Here is a 17863-nt window from a genome sequence, read left to right on the forward strand (position 1 = left end):
AAAACAGGAACAGAATGAATAACAATTTATACAAAATATTTTTTACAATTATTTTTTTAAGTCAAAACTTATCTGCGCAGCTTAATGATACTAAGTTTCTTCCTTCCGGTTTATCTGATGATCAAACGAAGGTTGAAAACGATTCAACATCTACTTTAAGTTCTGATGTTAAAAAAAATTACTGGCTGCCAGCAGTTGAAGTTGTTGGATTAAATTTTGCTGTCTGGGGATATCAGAGGTATCTAAGCAGGCAGAATTGGGCAGCAATCAGTTGGGAATCGATAAAAAATAATTTCAAAAACGGATTTGTCTGGGATTATGATGGCTATTTGATAAATCAGTTTTGGCATCCATATCACGGTGCTAATTATTATAATACAGCAAGATCAAACGGACTTACATTCTGGGAGTCAGCACCTTATGCTTTTTTTGGAAGTTTGACCTGGGAATACTTTTACGAAAACGAACGGCCTTCTTATAACGATATTGTAAACACACCCGTAACAGGAATTATTCTTGGTGAGATTTCTTTTCGTGTTTCTAATTTAATTATTGATGAAAGTGCAGTCGGACTTGAAAGAGTTATTCGTGAATTCACCTCAATTTTAATTGACCCAATGCAAGGATTGAATAGAATGATTAGAGGTGACATGTGGAAAACAGGATTGCCCCGGAAAAGAGACAATTTTAGTGTGGTTGTCTCAACCGGAGTTCATAATGTTTTTTTTGGTAATAAGTTTAATGATAATAAGTCATATCTCGCACTTAGAGCAGATCTGAATTATGGAGATGAATTTTCAGTTTCACAACATCAAAAACCATTCGATTACTTTTCATTGCATATTGAAATCAATATAACACAAGACGATAATATAGTTGTAATTCTTGCCAGCGGTGTTCTGTGGGATAATAATATTAAACTCTTTAACACTTCAAAAAATATAATTGGCGTTTACAAAGAAGTAGATATTCACATCAATACTGTCTACAAACTTTCCGCTACAAGTGTCACCGGACAAATAATAAACAGAATAGAACTCAGTCCTTCAGTGGCAATGCAAAATTATCTTGGTTTATCTGCTATTCTTATGGGCGGCACAAATTCTCAATATTCAAGCGAGTATGGAAAAGATTATAACATAGGTCCTGGTGCAAGCGGTAAAATAGGGCTTGCTTTAAAAGTCAAGAATATTGGTGAAGTTTACACGAACTATAAACGATATTGGATTCACACTTTAAGTGGTGCAGAAAGTGAAGAGTTTGTCGGACTTTTTAATTTTGGTATAAGTTACAATTTATTTGCTCAGACAGCGCTTGGGTTGGATTATTTATTGTATGAACGCTATGGTGATTACAAATATTTTCCAAATACATCTGATGCAAATTCTGCACTTAGAATTTATATCAGGTATAATATTTAATTATAAGTAAATGATGTTTTTAAATTATAGTTAATCATAAAGGTAGACATTGAATAAATCAATTAGAATTATTTCAGCAATCATTGCAATCCTTTTTAGTCTTATGACAATTGTAGAAGGCTCAAAAGTATTACTTGGAATTACAATTCAGGATTATACAGTTTTTACACCAGTGTTAATCTATAATGTTATTATGGGAATTGTCTGACTCTCAGCTGGTGTCGCAATATGGTTTAATCACAAAAAAGCTTTTACTTATACAAAAATTGTGTTAATAATGCACTCGATTGTTCTTGTAACTGTAATTGCACTATACCTTTTAAGTAATGTTGTTGCAATGCATAGCGTGCAAGCAATGATTATTCGTGTAATTGTATGGATTGTAATTTTACTCTTGGTCTGGAAAAGCGAACGATCAAAAACAAATAATCAAATAATGTTAAACAAATAGATAAAGGTCATTCAGATGAGAAATAAAATAATTGCTATAATGTTTGCAATGCTAACATTTTCAAACTTCACTTTTCCGCAAAACAAAATTTCATTGCTTGATTCGGAAAAAGTAAAAGATTATTTAGAACTTAGCCAGGAACAAATTAAAGTAATCGTTCCAAAAATTGAAAGAATAAAGGCAACCATAGAAGAAGACAAAAAAATTATTGAACAAATAAAAGAACGCGTTAAAAACGATGATGAACCCGGATTCTTTGAAAAAATCAGAGTAAAGCGAGGGCACGATAAACGCGCTTCGAAGATAGAAGATTTGATAGATGAAATTAAAGATCAACTAAATGATCAGCAAAAAATTAGATTTAAAAATATCGAAAAACCGGTGTTAAAGCCCTTAGACAAAAAAGAAATTTTTGGAAAGTAATTTGACGGAAGTCTAAACGGTTAGCAAATTGAAAAAGAATTATTAAATATTATGTTAATAAAATCGTTATCAAAAATATTTGTTTTTTTCTTATTAGAAGTGGGAATAATTTATTCGCAATCGCTGGATGAGAATGTGAAAGTAAGCAGGGATGGTTTCTATCCAGTGCCTGTAATTTTTTATTTGCCAAATACCGGATATGCTTTTGGCGCAGCATTTCTATATTACAATAACCCAGACAGAGGTAATTCAAATAGATTCCCTGATATTGTCGGTGGATTTGGTACATATTCTACAAAAAAACAGGTTCAGGGTAGCATACGCGTAAACAGATATTTTGGCGATAATGATTACAGGTTCGACCTTGATATTTCTTACTTCAGGACACCGGATGAATTTTGGGGAATAGGACCCGATCCAGCAACCAAAGTTAAAGAAGATGTAACTTATAACCAGTATAGAATAAAAGTTGATTTTATTATTGCAGTAGAAAAACATTTCTTTATTGGTCCATATTTCTGGTTTGAAAAATTTTCAATCGCTGAATATGTACCAGGCGGAATTATAGAAACTGGAAACTTACTCGGGGCCTTAGGCGTAACCACATCTGGCGCCGGAGTAGGATTTGTTCTTGATTATAGAGATAGTTTGTTTTTCCCAACAAAAGGGATCTATGGAGATTGTAAGATTCTGTTCTATAGAAAATTTCTTGGTGGGGATGTTAACTTTTTTCGATTCGATTTTGATGGAAGACATTATTTGACTATTGCAAAGGGACAGGTTATTGCTTTTAATACAATATATAACGGTACTGCTGGTGATGTTCCGATTCAAATGCTGCCCAAATTAGGCAATCACCAAATGATGCGCGGCTACCCAATGGGAAAATATTTAGATAAAAATTTGTGGGCTTCTCAAGTTGAATATAGAAGACCATTATTATGGCGTATTGGAGCATCGGCATTCTTTAGTATTGGGCAGGTTTTTCCGGAAATTAAAAAATTCACATTCAATGATTTAAAGATTTCGGGAGGGCTCGGACTAAGATACTTGTTGGATAGAGACGAACATTTAAATGTTCGGTTGGATGTTGCTCAATCACGCGAAGGCACTTACGTTTATTTTACAATACAAGAAGCGTTTTAAAGTTAGAAAAACTTTAATAATGAAATGAAGATAGGTTTTTCAAATATACTTACATCAATTATGATTTTTTCACTCGGTATAACAATTATAACCGAGAGCTTTGCACAAGGTATAGAGTATGGCATAAGAACGGGGATAAATAATACGCATAAAAAAGATTTGGACTTATCAGTGTTTGAAATCTTTTTACATACTGCACCACCGGTATATTCATTGATGGATAATATTTTTGCTCCGTTAAATATTTCTTTTGAAATTGCGTTTGGAATGATAAGAGAGAAAACAAATAGTTCTTTGATGTTTTCAATGGGTCCAACATTAAATTTAATTAACTATAAGAATATTTTCTCTGTTTCAACTGGTCTCAAACCCAGCTTAACGACTAATCATATATTTAACAATTTTGATCTCGGTGGAACGCTTAATTTTAAAAGTCATATCGCAGTAAATGTTTCACCTAACAAAAAAATTATTTTAGGATATAGACTTGAACATATTTCAAATGCCGGGTTATATCAAAAGAATCCCGGATTAAATATTCACTATGTGGAAGTTATTTTTGTTTTGTAAAATGAGTAATAATATCAACATAAAGAGATAAATATTATGGATTTAGCAATTATAGCTGCTGGGGAAGGGCTTAGATTAAAAGAAGAAGGAATTACTATTCCAAAACCACTCGTGAAAATTAACGGTGTTCCTTTAATTAAGAGAATAATTGATATGACACTTATAAATGGATTCGACTCTATAGTATGTATTATTCGTGAAGAATCGAAGGAGCTGGAAAGATTCTTAAAAGAAAATTATACAAATTACCCGTTGAATTTAATAGTGAAATCAACACAAAGTTCATTCCACAGTTTATATCAATTAAGTAGATTATTATCAACGCCATTTCTACTAACTACTTCTGATTCAGTATTTCTAGAGTCAGAATTTAAATCGTTTGTGAATTATGGAATGAATTTAAAAGATGCCGATGGGGTAATTGCTGTAACAGATTTTATCGATGACGAAAAACCATTGTATGCAGACATAGACGAAAACGATAGGATAATAAACTTTAATGATTCGAATAACGGTTATGAATTTGTAACAGGCGGTTTGTATTTGTTTAAAAAAAATATTCAAAAAGAGATTGAAGAAGCTATGAACTCTGGAGTTATCAGATTAAGAAACTTTCTAAGGTTTCTAATTCAAAAAGATTTTCGATTGTATGCTCTCCCATTTTCAAAAATTGTTGATGTAGATCATGTAAGTGATATTAAAACAGCCGAGGAATTTTTATCTGATCACAATGCTAAAACTCAGGAGAAAAATTAAATTGACCCGTTTTCAAAAAATGATTATTAGTTTGCAGGAATATTCTTTTTTAGTGAAAGATATAATCGTCGGCTTTTCTAAAATTAGAGATTACTGGGGCGAAATGATTGAGGAAATGTACTTAATTGGTACGAAATCATTTTACCTAATTTTTTTAGGTGGATTGTTTACCGGTGTAATTCTTGCAATTGAAACCGGTCATCAACTTGAAACATTCGGAGCAACAAGCTGGATTGCGAAGACTGTATCTTTAGGCATGGTTCGTGAACTGGGACCTGTAATTACAGGATTATTACTTGCCGCAAGAACAGGCGCAAAAAATACATCTGAACTGGGGGCAATGCAATTAAGCGAGCAGATTGATGCGTTAAAAGCATTCGGTGTTAGTCCTGTCGAAAAACTTGTAATTCCACGTACTGCAGCTGCTCTTGCAATGTTTCTACCTCTCACATTGATAGCAGACCTTGTAGGAATTCTGGGCGGTATGCTAGTATCAAATCAAACGTTCAACAGCGACCTAAATACATTCTGGCATACAGCGGTTATATCTCTTAAAATGAAAGACCTGTTCGTTGGATTCATAAAGCCGTTCTTCTTTGGATTTTTTATAGCAACAATAAGCTGTTACTTTGGATTAACCACTAAAGGCGGTACAACTGGTCTGGGTAAAAATACAATTAATGCTGTTGTCTATTCGTCGGCAATCATATTAGTTCTTGATTTCATCTTTACTAAAGTAGTCTGGGAGTTATTATAAAATTATGGTTGAATTGAAAAATGTTTCATTAGAAATAAACAATAACAGAATATTGAGGGACGTCTCCCTTACGATTGAAAAGGGAAAAAATACAGTAATAATGGGACCAAGTGGTGCAGGCAAGAGTTCTATACTAAAAGTAATACTTGGATTATGGCTTCCCGATGAAGGAGACGTAATTTTTGAAGGTAGAAGCATCAATGAAATGAACGATAGTGAATTGTTGGAATTAAGGAAAAATATCGGAATGGTTTTTCAGGGGAATGCGCTTTTCGACGCTTTAACAGTAGCAGAAAACATCCTTTATTTTTTACCGGATAAAAGAAAATATTCCGAAAAAGAATTAAAAATTAAAATCGAAGAACTCCTTTCGTTTGTAAATCTTACAGGCACAGAAAATTTGTATCCTGAAGAATTGAGCGGTGGAATGAAAAAAAGAGTTGCCATAGCACGCGCCCTTGCTTTCAATCCTAAAATTATTCTCTTTGATGAACCAACCACGGGACTCGACCCGATTAATACCGCTTCGGTTCTTGAAATGATTGATAAATTAAAACTTAAAAACGCTACGTCTGTAATAGTTACACATATTGTTGACGATGCAATAGAAATAGGTGATAAGTTTATAATGATTAATCAAGGAGAAGTAGTTGACGAAGGAGACCTTCAAAAAATTCTGAACTCGAATAATCCTTTTGTAAATCAATTCTTTATGAAAAGAAAACAATTATTGTCCAATAGAGTTTCTCTCGGAGTTTAAAAGATGATAAGAAATGGGAAAAAAAATCAAAGCTTAAAAGTCGGTTATACTATTTTCGCCGGACTGGTAATATTTTTTGTTTTTATAATACTGGTAGGAACGGAAGGCTATTACTTCTCGAAAACATATACTCTGAATATGTACGTAAAGAATACCAACGGTTTAATCGAGGGGAGTAAAATTTATCTGGGAGGATTAAAAGTCGGAACAATTGATAAAATTGAGTTCACAACATTTGGAGATAATAATCTAGTATTGCTGCGACTCGCAGTTCTTGAGAAATACAAATCCCGGATTACTGTTAATTCTTATGCTAAAATTGAAACAAGTGGATTATTAGGTGATAAATTAATCAACATATCATTAGGAAATCAGAATGAAAGACCTCTTCAAGAAGGTGAATTTATACAAGTAAAGGAATCAGTCTCCTTCGATAATATAGCGGATAAGATTGTGCCAATTGTTAATAACATTGAAAAAATTACTGCTAATATTGCAACTGTAACAGATTCATTAAATGGTCAAAATAAACTTTCGGGGTTATTATTTGGAATCGAAACTACGAAAAATTTGAATTCAACATTAAAAGAACTAAACGCTATAACATCCAAACTCAATAACGGTAACAACACATTCAGTCGTTTTATTAATGAAGACAGCCTGTATGCAAGCCTTAAATCACTCGTTGATAATTTGCAAAATATTTCCAGTTCATTGAGTTCAGGCAGGGGTACGCTGGGGAAATTAATTAAGAATGATTCAATTTATAATAATCTTAATGATATTACGGGCAATCTTGAGAAAGTCACCTCATCTCTCAATAGCGATTCTACAATAGCAGGTGGTATTCTCAACAACCCGGAAGGTTTTGAAAAGTTAGTTAAACTGTTAGACCAGCTTGCTAATCTCGTTAAAGATATTAAAATAAACCCTGAAAAATATTTTCATATATCGGTCTTTTAATAAATAGGAAAATAGTTATGGAAAGGATTGCCGGTATTAAAAGAAGCAGAGAATTTTCCCCCAATCATATAGAGAACGACTCACTCATATTTATGAAGACTGTCGAGGAGCTTAATAAACTTGGAGTTGAAGTAAATATTTACAACGAAGAAGAGATAGAAACGGGTAAGAATTTAAAAGAAAACCTAATTTTTTCGATGGCAAGAGGCACTCAAGTATTAAAAAAATTACTTAAAGCAGAATTAGAAGGGAAAATTGTTATTAATCCATCTCTAACAGTACTTAAATGTCATAGAATTAATATGTCAAAGTTGCTTAAAGAAGCTGGTATTCCTTTTCCTTTGACGATTGCTGGCACTCTCGATTATTTAGAAAGTTACGATTTTGAAAATATTGGTACTACAAAAGTATGGATAAAAAGAGGCGATATTCATGCTATACATAAAGAAGATGTAACGGCAGTATTCAGTAACGAAGAAAAAATAAATATTTTAAAGGAATTTGGATATCGTGGAATTACTTCTGCTATTTTACAAGAACACATTGAGGGGGAAGTTCTAAAATTCTATGCTGTTAAAAACACTGATTTTTTTGAATACTATTTCTACAATAGAGATAATAAAATAAATGTAGATGAAGATAAATTGAAAGAGTATGCTGCTAGGTCAGCAGATGCACTAGGACTGGAAATATTCGGTGGCGATGCTATTGTATCCGACTCAGGGAAAATTACAATAATCGATGTAAACGATTGGCCTAGCTTTGCCCCTGTACGGAATAAAGCGGCAAAATTTATAGCGAATTAATCTATGACAAGCTAATAAATAGTGGAAATTAAGAGGCAAAAAAATGATAAAAATTGCTGGCATTAGAAGACATGTAGCTTATTCACCAAATCACATAAGTAATGATACAAAGATATTTCTGCGCACAGTTGAAAAACTAAATGATAAGGGATTTGATATTACTATTTATGAAGAGCAGGATTTGACCTATATAGATATTAAAGAATCTATTATATTTTCTATGGCGCGGGGAATGGAAAGCACTCTAAAATTAAAAGAGCTCGAAAAAGAAGGTCGGCTGATAATTAATTCACCGCAAGGTTCAATCAATAGTTACAGAGTTAATATGGTCAGAATACTTCCTGAAAACGGAATCCCTTTTCCCAAAAGCTTTGTAATTAAAGTGGAAGAAAAGGAAAAAATAAAATTTAAGGATTTTAATAGTCGTAAAATCTGGATAAAAAGAGGAGATGTTCACGCTGTGCATCGGGAAGATGTAACAATAGTTTATTCAGAAGAAGAGAAAGAAAATATTATTTCGGAATTTGCACGAAGAGGAATACAAAAAGTAGTATTACAAGAGCATCTCGATGGCGATGTAGTCAAATTTTATTCAGTGGCTAATACGAATTTTTTCCATTGGTTTTATTTAAATGGCATAAATCATAATCCTTTTGATATAAATCTGCTTAGAGAATTGGGCAATGAATCAGCCGGGGCAATCGGGTTGGATGTATATGGAGGCGACGCAATTATTTCGCGAGATGGAACTATTTCTATTATTGATATAAATGATTGGCCAAGTTTTGCGCCGGTACGCGAAGAAGCAAGTTCCTCAATAGCCGAACTAATTGTTAGAAAAATAAATAATTTTTTTGTGGAGAGATGATATGGAAGTAGAACGAAAAATCGAATATGCCTCTGTTCTTACAGAAACTCCCGGTCCGAAATCATTGGCATTGTTTAATGAAGAGCAGAACTACATTGCTCCGGGCATTCAAACCATTGCGACACGTTCAAAAATTGCTATTGAACGTGGTCAGGGATGTTTTGTCTATGATGTTGACGGTAACAGGTACATTGATTTTTTTGCAGGTGTCGGTGTCGCAAGTCTTGGGTACAATCATCCGGTTTACAACAAAATGATGAAAGAACAACTTGATAAAATTCATGTTGGCAGTTTCACTTCTGAAAATAGAGTCAAGCTTACCAAACTTCTTTCTGAAATTGCAATAGGTGATTTAAGATGGAGCCAATTTTACAGCGGCGGCGCTGAAGCTGTTGAAGCAGCTCTTAGAATGGCAAAATCATACACAAAGAAAAATGAGTTTATAGGATTCTGGAATGGATTTCACGGCAAAACTGTTGGTGTACTTGGATTACTTGGAGATAATTTTAAGTTTGAACTCGGTCCTCTACCACCAGGAATTTATACCACTCCTTATGCTGATTGCAGACATTGTGAATTTAATAAAACTTTTCCTGGTTGTAATTGGGAATGTGTTGATCACATAAGAAAAAAAATTAGATATGAAACAACAAACAATATAGCTGCAATCATTGTAGAGCCAATTCAAGGAACCGCAGGAAATGTTGTACCTGCTCCAGGATATCTAAAAGAATTAAGAAAACTTGCCGATGATATTGGAGCATTATTAATCTGTGATGAAATGATAACCGGATTTGGAAGAACAGGAAAAATGTTCGGGACTCAACACGAAAATATTATCCCTGATATCATTACAATTGGAAAAGGATTTGGCGGCGGATTTCCAATAACCGGAGTTATGTCTCGCAAAGAAATAATTTTTGCCAAACCTTTTGGTAATCCAAGTGGAAGTTCCTCCAGTTATGGCGGAAATCCATTTGCATCAACAGCGGCTTATGCTACCGTTAAAACAATTATTGAAGAAGGTTTAGTTGAAAATTCTGCAACAGTTGGTGCTTTTATGCTCGAAAAACTTAACGAGATGAAGTCAAGAATTCCGATTATTGGGGATGTGCGTGGCAAAGGTTTAATGATTGGGATTGAACTTGTCAAAGGTAAAGATTCAAAAGAAAAACTTGATAAAAAATATACCGAAATGGTTTTTCAGGAATGTCTGAAACGCGGATTGATTTTAATGGGATATAATGCAGATATAAGAGTTTATCCACCTTTAATCATCACAAAAGAAATTGCAGAAGAAGGTATGCAGATTATGGAGGAAGCATTTACTTATGTGGCTGAACAAATTAAAAATTGAATCAACATATAAATCAACTGATACTGAAGAATTTCTCGATAAAATATTTTATCGGAGAGTGGGTTATGCAATGGCTCTTGCTTCGAAGTCATTGGGACTCACACCAAATAATGTAACATTTATCAGCGTTATTTTTGGTGTGGTTGCAGGTAATCTATTTTATTATCAAGATATTACTTTAAACATAATTGGCGTCATTTTCCTTATAATAGCTGAAGCGCTGGACGGAGCGGACGGGCAGCTTGCTCGAATGACCAATACTTATTCACGTTACGGTAGAATATTTGATGGGGTAGCCGGTAATTTATGGTTTATAAGTATCTACCTTCATATGTCCGCAAGGTTTATTATAGAAGGTGGAACACCGTTTATATTACTGATTGCATTGATTTCCGGAATTAGTCACTCTTTTCAGAGTGCAATGGCAGATTACTACAGAATCTTCTATTTGTATTTCACTCAAAATAAGAATAAAGATATTGATGATCTTAGTGAGGTTAAAGAAACATATTCCAGACTATCCTGGATAAATGCACCTTTTAAGAAATTCCTGCTTAGGGTTTATATAAATTATATTCGTCAACAACATATCCTTGCAAAGAATGTTAGAAGCCTTTACAGGTATGTTGAAGATAGTTTTAATGGTATCGCCCCGCAATGGTTTAAAGAGGAATATAGAAATCTAAACAAACCAATGATTAAGTATCAGAATATTTTAACTACTAATACAAGAATGATTGTTCTGTTTATTTCAGTCTTTTGGGGCAATATCCTTTACTATTTTCTTTTTGAATTAATAGTACTCAATCTGGTGCTGATCTACTTTGTAATTAAGGAAGAAAAGATTCATAAATACTTATTTGAGTTTGTGAAAGGTAAAAAGGAATTATCAAATGCTTAAAGGAGCTATAGTTGGTTTTGGCAAAATAGCAAGAACAAATCATCTTGTAGCTTTTCGATCAGAAGAATTAAAAACAAGTATTGATATAACTTCTGCGGTTGAATCAAATGCTAACACAAGAGAAAACTGTAAGAAAGAGTATAACGAAATAAATTTTTACGAATCATTAGACAAAATGTTTGAAACCGAGAAGATTAATTTTATTGATATAACTACTCCGCCTAAATATCATAAAGAAATTATAGAGTGGGCAATTGATAAAGGCATTCATATTATTTGTGAAAAACCATTTACTACATCTTACGCCGAAGCAACAGAACTATATAAAACTCTTATCGAAAAGAATATATTGTTCGTACCTTGTCATCAATATAAATATTCTCCTCTGTGGGGCGAGTTCAAATCTTTTGTTGATGAATTAAATGATAATGAAAGAATATTTCTCCAATTCAATGTTTTCAGAACAGGTGCTGATCCGGGTTTGAGTGTTAATCTTCCGCCGTGGAGATTAAATAAGGAAATCAGCGGAGGTGGAATTTTGTCTGATACAGGCTTTCACTATCTCTACCTTTCAAACTGGTTGTTGGGCAAGCCATTAAGGGTAACTACGGTTAACCAAAATCTTGCGCACAATCAATATCAGGTTGAGGATACATCTCAAATAATTTTAGAATATCAGCAAGGAATTATACAAATTAATCTCAGCTGGGCTTATCACTCCCGCCGAAATGAAGCAAAACTGATTTCTAAGAGTGGAAGTCTTTTCTATGATGGCGATAGCTATATCATAAAAACTAAAAATGAGAAAAGTGAAAAAATATCTGTGCCCGATGCTTCTGATAAATCCCATTATACAAATCTTTATATAAAACTCTTTTCTGATTTTACAAAATCTGTTCAGAACAAGAATTTTCATAAAAAAGGATTGGAAGACGCATACAACACAATTTACTTGCTGGATAAATGTTACCAATCTGCTTGCAAAAACAAGACAATAGAATTATACAATGAGTAAAAAATCCAAAATAATATTGTTCTTAGTCGGTCTTACAATATTTACTTATCTGGTTTGGGATTTCGGATTAAATAATATTTTATCAAACCTTTATAAAACCGGCTGGTATTTTATTCCCGTTATTGGTGTATGGTGTTTCGTCTATTTTTTTAATGCACTTGCCTGGAAATTTATACTTGGAAATAATAAACATAATTTCCCATTCTATAAAATATTTTCCCTAACCATCAGCGGATTTGCAATTAATTACATTACGCCATTTGTTGGACTGGGTGGCGAACCATATCGTATTGCAGAACTAAAAGCGCAGCTGGGAACAAGTAGGGCGGTTTCTTCTACTATCCTGTATTCAATGATTCACTTTCTTTCTTCTTTTATTTTCTGGATACTAATTATTTTGCTTGCGTTCATTACACTAACCCTTACAGTAGCAACTAAGCTATCTTTGTTAATTGCACTGATAGTGTTTTTGGTAATAACATATTTTTTTATCACACGCCACAAAAAAGGGGTAGTAAAATCTTTATTTAATATCTCTTTAAAAATCCCTTTCATAAATAGAGTTTTTGTCCCCCTTTTTAATAAAAAAGAATCAATTCAAATAATCGATGAGCAGATAACAGATCTATATTTAAATCGAAAACTGAATTTTTATTTAGCACTATCAAGTGAAATTATTTCACGGATTATTGGATCACTTGAATATTTGTTTATTCTAAAGGCAATTGGAATTAATATAACTTTTATTGAGGCATTGTATATCAATGCTTTTTCCGCTTTTATGATAAATCTTTTTTTCTTTATGCCTTTAGAATTGGGTTCCCGCGAAGGTGGGCTTATACTTGTTTTAGAAACTTTAAATATAACTTCTTCGCTTGGTATTTATGTGGGATTGGTAAATAGAATACGAGAACTTTTCTGGATATTAATTGGAATTATTCTCATTGCGCTAAGCGGGAAAAAAGCAAATCCGGATTTATTAACTGAGACAGATTATGAAAAAAGCACTGTTATTTGATTTTGGCGGAACACTTGATACTGATGGAATTCACTGGAGTGAAAAATTCTTTGATCTTTATAATCATTTCCATATTCCACTTACAAAAGCAAATTTTAGGGAAGCTTTTGTTTATTCTGAACGGACTATTTCTAATATCATTAAACCAGATTTCAGCTTAAAGCAAACTCTTAAATCTCAAATAGCATATCAATTAGAATATTTTAAAAAGAATAATCTGTTAAAAGAAGATTTTTCACAAAACATTAACAAACTAACAGATTGGTGTTATAGTTCTGTAATTGAAAATGTGAAAATCACTAAAGAGATATTAAATCAGCTTTCAAATGAATATTTGCTTGCACTTATTTCTAATTATTATGGAAATATTGAGATAGTTCTAAAAGAACTTTCAATCAAAAAGTACTTCGCTTTCATTGTTGATTCTGCAGTAATCGGATTCAGAAAACCAGATCCAAAAATTTTTCAGTTCGCTTTGAATGAATTAGGCGTAAATCCCAATAATGCTGTTATGATTGGCGATTCTTACAACAATGATATTGTTCCGGCAAAGTTAATTGGTTGCAAAACAATTTGGATAAATAACAGAGGATGGAACGAACAAAACGAAAATGATAAAGCAGATTTTATTATAAAATCATTTAAGGAGTTACCTGAAATTTTAAAAACGATAAATAAAGTCATATAAATATTCATTATTCTAAAGAAGGAGAGAGAAAAATGGAATCAAAAATGATTGAAAATCCCGATGGTAAACTTGGTGTTTTAATTGTCGGGTTAAATGGTGCAATATCAACAACATTTTTAGCCGGCATCTATGCCATTAGAAAAGGATTGGCAAAGCCAATCGGCTCGCTTACACAAATGGGTACAATTAGAATCGGAAAAAGATCCGATAATAATTTCCCATTGATAAAAGATTTTGTTCCACTAGCTGCTATTGATGATCTGATTTTTGGTGGCTGGGATATAAGAGATGAAACCTGTTTTGAAGCTGCCGAATATGCAAAAGTATTAAATGAAAAAGATTTGAATAATGCTGCAGAAGAATTAAAATCTTTAAAACCAATGAAAGGTGTTTTCGACCAAAATTATGTTAAGCGATTAACAGGCACTTATGTAAAAGAAGGAAAAACAAAATACGATCTGATGATGAAAATAAGAGATGATATAAAAACTTTTAAAGAATTACATTCACTTAAACGTGTTGTTGTTATCTGGGCAGCAAGCACAGAAACTTTCATACCGGTAAGCGAGGTTCACAAAACTAAAGAAGCATTTATTGAAGGGATGAAAAATAATCATCCTGATGTTTCGCCCAGCATGCTTTATGCTTATGCGGCAATTGCGGAAGGAGCTCCATATATAAATGGTTCACCAAGCTTAAGCGTTGACGCTCCGGCAATAGTAGAATTTGCTAATGAAATGGAGGTCCCGGTTGCAGGTAAAGATTTTAAGACTGGTCAAACTTTGGTTAAGACTGTAATAGCTCCTATGCTTAAAACAAGATTGCTCGGTTTAAGTGGTTGGTTTTCAACAAATATACTTGGCAATAGAGATGGAGAAGTGTTGGATGATCCCGGTTCCTTTAAAACAAAAGAAGAAAGCAAACTATCCGTAATTGATTCAATTCTTCAACCGGATTTATATCCGGATTTATACGAAAATTATTATCACAAAGTCAGAATTAATTATTACCCGCCGCGTGGTGATAATAAGGAGGGCTGGGATAATATTGATATTTTCGGTTGGCTGGGATATCCGATGCAATTAAAAATTAATTTCTTGTGTCGTGATTCTATTTTAGCAGCTCCAATTGTACTCGATTTAATTTTATTTGCTGATCTTGCAAAAAGAAGCGGAATGAAAGGTATTCAGGAGTGGATGTCTTTATTCTTTAAGAGTCCCATGCATTCGCCAGATGTTGTACCTGAACATGACCTTTTCATTCAAATGATGAAATTAAAAAATACATTGCGAAGATTAATGAATGAATCTCCAATTACACACCTGGATACGAATGGAACAAATCATTTAATAGACGAACTAGAATATTTAGATTAAATAATTAATAAAAATGATGATAAAACAAACTGCTAATAATAGACTAAAAATAAATGCTCTCTTGCTCTTATTATTTAGTTCACTTTTTTATGCCGATGTTAAAAGTCAATCAGAGATTAGCAAATCAAATGAATTTGCTTTCCTGAATAATGACTTAATTGAAGAAGTTATAATTGATTCTCTCGTTCAAAAAAATAATGACATTACAATTTCAGCACTGCCCTTCGCACTTTACAGCGAAATATTTGGTTGGGCTGTCGGCGGGTTTGTTGGAGTTCAGGGATTATCACAAAAAAATATGTCCCTTTATATGGGTGGATTAATTAGCACTAATGGAACCAAGTATGGATTCATTCAATTCAGAGAATTTTATTTACCGTTTTATCCGCGAGTATATATTGCGCCGGATATTTTAGGCGGTTACTTTGGCGTGCTTAAGGTTTACAAAGACCCGCCCGGTTCACCTCCCCCAGCAACTTCAAAAGAACGTGCGGGAAGCAATGATTCCGATGAAAATGATTATGCGGAAGTCAGCGGTTCCGATCAATGGTACGAAATGAAAGTGAGATTTTTGCTTCCAATTGGTCACGGAAAGGATAAAGTCTATTTCGCTCCGAAATTTAAAAACGGAATATTAGTCTCGGGAGAAACGGGCGGGACTCATTGGAATCCTTTTCTAAGTGGAAGGACATTTATCGATATAAAACCTTTTTACAGAAAACGTGTGGCTTTTGCTACAAATGGAATTGAATTTGCGCTTACAAGAGAGAATACAGATTATTATGTAAATCCTACACGAGGGAGCTTCCAGAAATTTGCATTTCGAAGAGATTTTGGATGGTTTGATACTATGGCACCCTGGAGTGTTGTCGAAGCAGATCTAAGATGGTACTTACCGCTTCACGAAATTTTTTCAGATAAAAATTCTCTGCCAAAAGTATTAGCTATTGATTTCTGGACTGTTAACACACTTACTTGGAATAGTTATGATATTGTCGGAATAGATCAAAATGGAAACAATATTAAAAAATTTCATCGACCACCGCCATATACCGGAGCTTATCTCGGCGGAAGATATCATTTACGGGCATATTACGAAGGCAGATTCAACGATCGCGCTGCAATTTATTATGGTGCAGAATATAGACAAATAATTTCCTGGAATCCTTTCAACGAGTGGTGGTTAACAAGAAATCTTAATATTCATTGGCTGCAATTTGCTTTGTTTGGAGAAATCGGCAGAGTTGCCTCTGATTGGAAATTATCAACATTGCATTCCGATATGAAATGGTGTGCCGGTGCCGGTATTCGAATATTTATGAATAATTTAATATTAAGATTGGATAATTCTTTTGGCAAAGAAGGAATGTATATTCAAATGTTTGTTGACCATGCGTTTTGATATTTACTGAAAATCGGTTCCGTATCAAGCAATTTGAAAGATAAAGTAAGAATACTTAAACGATATATTTAAAATCCTTTGATATACATTTGAGAAATATCTGATAATCTTTTTAATATCCTGCAAGCCGCACATTAAATAAATGAGTCATAGGATTTATTGAGCTTAGATTTTTCCGCATTTTAAGAGTAAGTGAATTGAATACTTTATACAAACTAAACTATTCTGACCTAAGTCAATGAATTTAATTTGTAATGGAAATAGTTTAAACCTGCTATAAAAAAAGGAGAATATGATGAAGATTAATATCCCTTTATCCTTAAAATTTAAACACGCTGAGACCTACAATCACCTCGCCAATGCAAGCAAATTGGTGGCGTAGAACTAAGACTATTGTTATAGCTCTTAATAGATTGGTTGAAGTAACAAAGGGAAAAAATAAAAATGATATCGTTGATTTAGCTCAACAATTGAAACTACAAGCAAAAATAGAAGAGGAAGTTACCTATCCAACTGCACTATTGTTTGGAGAGTACTTGTAAATAAAATCAAATTATTAATTAAGGAGGATACTGCTATGATACTCAAATCAAAAATTGCAATGATATCATTTTTAGCGTTGTTTACTTTTATCCTGTCAGATTCCACTTTTGCTCATTGTGATTCGATGGAGGGTCCAGTTGTTAAAGCTGCTCAAAAAGCTCTCGAAACAGGTAATATTAATTATGTATTAATCTGGATTAAAGCTGAATATGAGTCGGAAATCCAAAATCTCTTCGATAAAGTATTGCGTGTCAGAACACTTAATAATGAAGCTCTGGAATTAGCTGATATGTATTTCTATGAAACTGTTGTCAGGCTTCATAGAATGGGTGAAGGTGTTGGTTATACCGGATTAAAACCCGCAGGTTATAGACCAGAAGAAGGAATTGAAGCTGCAGACATCGCAATTGAAAAAGGTTCAGTTGAAGAAATTCTTCAACATGCAGATAAATCCAAACATTCGGATGTAATAAAGTATTTTAATGATGTTCAACTAAAGAAAAATTATAAAGTAAATGATATAAAAGCCGGGAGAGAATTTGTTGAGGCTTATGTTCATTTTATCCATTATGTTGAAAAGCTATTTAATACAGACAAAAACGAGAATCAACATAACACGCACAATCAAAATCATTTTTAACA

Annotated in this window: 20 protein-coding genes; all 20 read left to right on the forward strand. The window is 33.2% G+C overall.

All coding sequences use genetic code 11. The features are described 5' to 3' along the window. Positions 1 to 14 precede the first annotated feature (14 nt). The 20 genes from ACSSV9_RS01220 to ACSSV9_RS01315 all read left to right on the forward strand — a co-directional run bounded on the left by ACSSV9_RS01220 (position 15) and on the right by ACSSV9_RS01315 (position 17861). Positions 15 to 1421, forward strand: a complete 1407-nt coding sequence (locus ACSSV9_RS01220; protein ID WP_437345397.1) for a DUF3943 domain-containing protein — start codon at positions 15 to 17, stop codon at positions 1419 to 1421. A gap of 49 nt (positions 1422 to 1470) precedes the next feature. Next, positions 1471 to 1629 carry a hypothetical protein gene (locus ACSSV9_RS01225; protein WP_437345398.1) on the forward strand — a complete coding sequence of 53 codons (159 nt, stop codon included), beginning with the start codon at positions 1471 to 1473 and terminating at the stop codon, positions 1627 to 1629. A gap of 258 nt (positions 1630 to 1887) precedes the next feature. Continuing rightward, positions 1888 to 2295: a hypothetical protein gene (locus tag ACSSV9_RS01230; protein ID WP_437345399.1), complete on the forward strand. Its 408-nt coding sequence runs from the start codon at positions 1888 to 1890 to the stop codon at positions 2293 to 2295. Between the two features lie 51 nt (positions 2296 to 2346). Continuing rightward, the gene (locus ACSSV9_RS01235) at positions 2347 to 3441 is read left to right on the forward strand and encodes a BamA/TamA family outer membrane protein (RefSeq protein ID WP_422881106.1); all 1095 of its coding nucleotides are present in this window, start codon (positions 2347 to 2349) and stop codon (positions 3439 to 3441) included. Positions 3442 to 3465: 24 nt separating this feature from the next. After that, positions 3466 to 4011 carry an acyloxyacyl hydrolase gene (locus ACSSV9_RS01240; protein ID WP_422881104.1) on the forward strand — a complete coding sequence of 182 codons (546 nt, stop codon included), beginning with the start codon at positions 3466 to 3468 and terminating at the stop codon, positions 4009 to 4011. Between the two features lie 36 nt (positions 4012 to 4047). Beyond that, a complete protein-coding gene (locus ACSSV9_RS01245; RefSeq protein WP_422881102.1) occupies positions 4048 to 4767 on the forward strand; it encodes a sugar phosphate nucleotidyltransferase in 720 nt (239 codons plus the stop codon). A gap of 1 nt (position 4768) precedes the next feature. After that, a complete protein-coding gene (locus ACSSV9_RS01250) occupies positions 4769 to 5524 on the forward strand; it encodes an MlaE family ABC transporter permease (RefSeq protein WP_437345400.1) in 756 nt (251 codons plus the stop codon). A 4-nt stretch (positions 5525 to 5528) separates the two neighbouring features. Beyond that, positions 5529 to 6284, forward strand: a complete 756-nt coding sequence (locus tag ACSSV9_RS01255) for an ABC transporter ATP-binding protein (RefSeq protein ID WP_422881098.1) — start codon at positions 5529 to 5531, stop codon at positions 6282 to 6284. Between the two features lie 3 nt (positions 6285 to 6287). Next, complete coding sequence (locus tag ACSSV9_RS01260) at positions 6288 to 7247, forward strand: MlaD family protein (RefSeq protein ID WP_437345401.1); 960 nt, start codon at positions 6288 to 6290, stop codon at positions 7245 to 7247. Positions 7248 to 7264: 17 nt separating this feature from the next. Next, the gene (locus ACSSV9_RS01265; RefSeq protein ID WP_437345402.1) at positions 7265 to 8053 is read left to right on the forward strand and encodes an ATP-grasp domain-containing protein; all 789 of its coding nucleotides are present in this window, start codon (positions 7265 to 7267) and stop codon (positions 8051 to 8053) included. A gap of 43 nt (positions 8054 to 8096) precedes the next feature. After that, positions 8097 to 8921, forward strand: a complete 825-nt coding sequence (locus ACSSV9_RS01270) for an ATP-grasp domain-containing protein (protein ID WP_437345403.1) — start codon at positions 8097 to 8099, stop codon at positions 8919 to 8921. A 1-nt stretch (position 8922) separates the two neighbouring features. After that, positions 8923 to 10278 carry an aspartate aminotransferase family protein gene (locus ACSSV9_RS01275; protein ID WP_437345404.1) on the forward strand — a complete coding sequence of 452 codons (1356 nt, stop codon included), beginning with the start codon at positions 8923 to 8925 and terminating at the stop codon, positions 10276 to 10278. Further along, positions 10253 to 11179 carry a CDP-alcohol phosphatidyltransferase family protein gene (locus ACSSV9_RS01280; RefSeq protein WP_422881089.1) on the forward strand — a complete coding sequence of 309 codons (927 nt, stop codon included), beginning with the start codon at positions 10253 to 10255 and terminating at the stop codon, positions 11177 to 11179. Before ACSSV9_RS01275 ends, ACSSV9_RS01280 begins: the two co-directional genes overlap by 26 nt. Then, positions 11172 to 12194, forward strand: coding sequence for a Gfo/Idh/MocA family protein (locus ACSSV9_RS01285; RefSeq protein ID WP_437345405.1), 1023 nt, complete (start codon positions 11172 to 11174; stop codon positions 12192 to 12194). The genes ACSSV9_RS01280 and ACSSV9_RS01285 overlap by 8 nt, the downstream gene beginning before the upstream one ends. After that, positions 12187 to 13212 carry a lysylphosphatidylglycerol synthase transmembrane domain-containing protein gene (locus ACSSV9_RS01290; RefSeq protein ID WP_422881085.1) on the forward strand — a complete coding sequence of 342 codons (1026 nt, stop codon included), beginning with the start codon at positions 12187 to 12189 and terminating at the stop codon, positions 13210 to 13212. Before ACSSV9_RS01285 ends, ACSSV9_RS01290 begins: the two co-directional genes overlap by 8 nt. Then, complete coding sequence (locus ACSSV9_RS01295) at positions 13190 to 13900, forward strand: HAD family hydrolase (RefSeq protein WP_422881084.1); 711 nt, start codon at positions 13190 to 13192, stop codon at positions 13898 to 13900. Before ACSSV9_RS01290 ends, ACSSV9_RS01295 begins: the two co-directional genes overlap by 23 nt. 32 nt (positions 13901 to 13932) lie before the next feature. Further along, a complete protein-coding gene (locus ACSSV9_RS01300; RefSeq protein ID WP_422881083.1) occupies positions 13933 to 15276 on the forward strand; it encodes an inositol-3-phosphate synthase in 1344 nt (447 codons plus the stop codon). Between the two features lie 13 nt (positions 15277 to 15289). Continuing rightward, a complete protein-coding gene (locus ACSSV9_RS01305) occupies positions 15290 to 16678 on the forward strand; it encodes a BamA/TamA family outer membrane protein (RefSeq protein WP_437345406.1) in 1389 nt (462 codons plus the stop codon). Between the two features lie 359 nt (positions 16679 to 17037). Next, positions 17038 to 17220: a hypothetical protein gene (locus ACSSV9_RS01310; protein ID WP_422881079.1), complete on the forward strand. Its 183-nt coding sequence runs from the start codon at positions 17038 to 17040 to the stop codon at positions 17218 to 17220. A 35-nt stretch (positions 17221 to 17255) separates the two neighbouring features. Continuing rightward, a complete protein-coding gene (locus tag ACSSV9_RS01315; protein ID WP_422881077.1) occupies positions 17256 to 17861 on the forward strand; it encodes a DUF6448 family protein in 606 nt (201 codons plus the stop codon). Positions 17862 to 17863: the final 2 nt, after the last annotated feature.

This window comes from Melioribacter sulfuriphilus, from assembly GCF_051488685.1.
In the GTDB taxonomy this organism is placed as follows: Bacteria; Bacteroidota; Ignavibacteria; order Ignavibacteriales; family Melioribacteraceae; genus Melioribacter.

Bases quoted from the DNA above. Each gene is read 5' to 3' on its own strand.
- ACSSV9_RS01220 (WP_437345397.1), top strand. From the start codon at position 15: ATGAATAACAATTTATACAAAATATTTTTTACAATTATTTTTTTAAGT.
- ACSSV9_RS01230 (WP_437345399.1), top strand. From the start codon at position 1,888: ATGAGAAATAAAATAATTGCTATAATGTTTGCAATGCTAACATTTTCA.
- ACSSV9_RS01235 (WP_422881106.1), top strand. From the start codon at position 2,347: ATGTTAATAAAATCGTTATCAAAAATATTTGTTTTTTTCTTATTAGAA.
- ACSSV9_RS01240 (WP_422881104.1), top strand. From the start codon at position 3,466: ATGAAGATAGGTTTTTCAAATATACTTACATCAATTATGATTTTTTCA.
- ACSSV9_RS01245 (WP_422881102.1), top strand. From the start codon at position 4,048: ATGGATTTAGCAATTATAGCTGCTGGGGAAGGGCTTAGATTAAAAGAA.
- ACSSV9_RS01255 (WP_422881098.1), top strand. From the start codon at position 5,529: ATGGTTGAATTGAAAAATGTTTCATTAGAAATAAACAATAACAGAATA.
- ACSSV9_RS01260 (WP_437345401.1), top strand. From the start codon at position 6,288: ATGATAAGAAATGGGAAAAAAAATCAAAGCTTAAAAGTCGGTTATACT.
- ACSSV9_RS01265 (WP_437345402.1), top strand. From the start codon at position 7,265: ATGGAAAGGATTGCCGGTATTAAAAGAAGCAGAGAATTTTCCCCCAAT.
- ACSSV9_RS01270 (WP_437345403.1), top strand. From the start codon at position 8,097: ATGATAAAAATTGCTGGCATTAGAAGACATGTAGCTTATTCACCAAAT.
- ACSSV9_RS01275 (WP_437345404.1), top strand. From the start codon at position 8,923: ATGGAAGTAGAACGAAAAATCGAATATGCCTCTGTTCTTACAGAAACT.
- ACSSV9_RS01280 (WP_422881089.1), top strand. From the start codon at position 10,253: ATGTGGCTGAACAAATTAAAAATTGAATCAACATATAAATCAACTGAT.
- ACSSV9_RS01285 (WP_437345405.1), top strand. From the start codon at position 11,172: ATGCTTAAAGGAGCTATAGTTGGTTTTGGCAAAATAGCAAGAACAAAT.
- ACSSV9_RS01290 (WP_422881085.1), top strand. From the start codon at position 12,187: ATGAGTAAAAAATCCAAAATAATATTGTTCTTAGTCGGTCTTACAATA.
- ACSSV9_RS01295 (WP_422881084.1), top strand. From the start codon at position 13,190: ATGAAAAAAGCACTGTTATTTGATTTTGGCGGAACACTTGATACTGAT.
- ACSSV9_RS01300 (WP_422881083.1), top strand. From the start codon at position 13,933: ATGGAATCAAAAATGATTGAAAATCCCGATGGTAAACTTGGTGTTTTA.
- ACSSV9_RS01305 (WP_437345406.1), top strand. From the start codon at position 15,290: ATGATGATAAAACAAACTGCTAATAATAGACTAAAAATAAATGCTCTC.
- ACSSV9_RS01310 (WP_422881079.1), top strand. From the start codon at position 17,038: ATGCAAGCAAATTGGTGGCGTAGAACTAAGACTATTGTTATAGCTCTT.
- ACSSV9_RS01315 (WP_422881077.1), top strand. From the start codon at position 17,256: ATGATACTCAAATCAAAAATTGCAATGATATCATTTTTAGCGTTGTTT.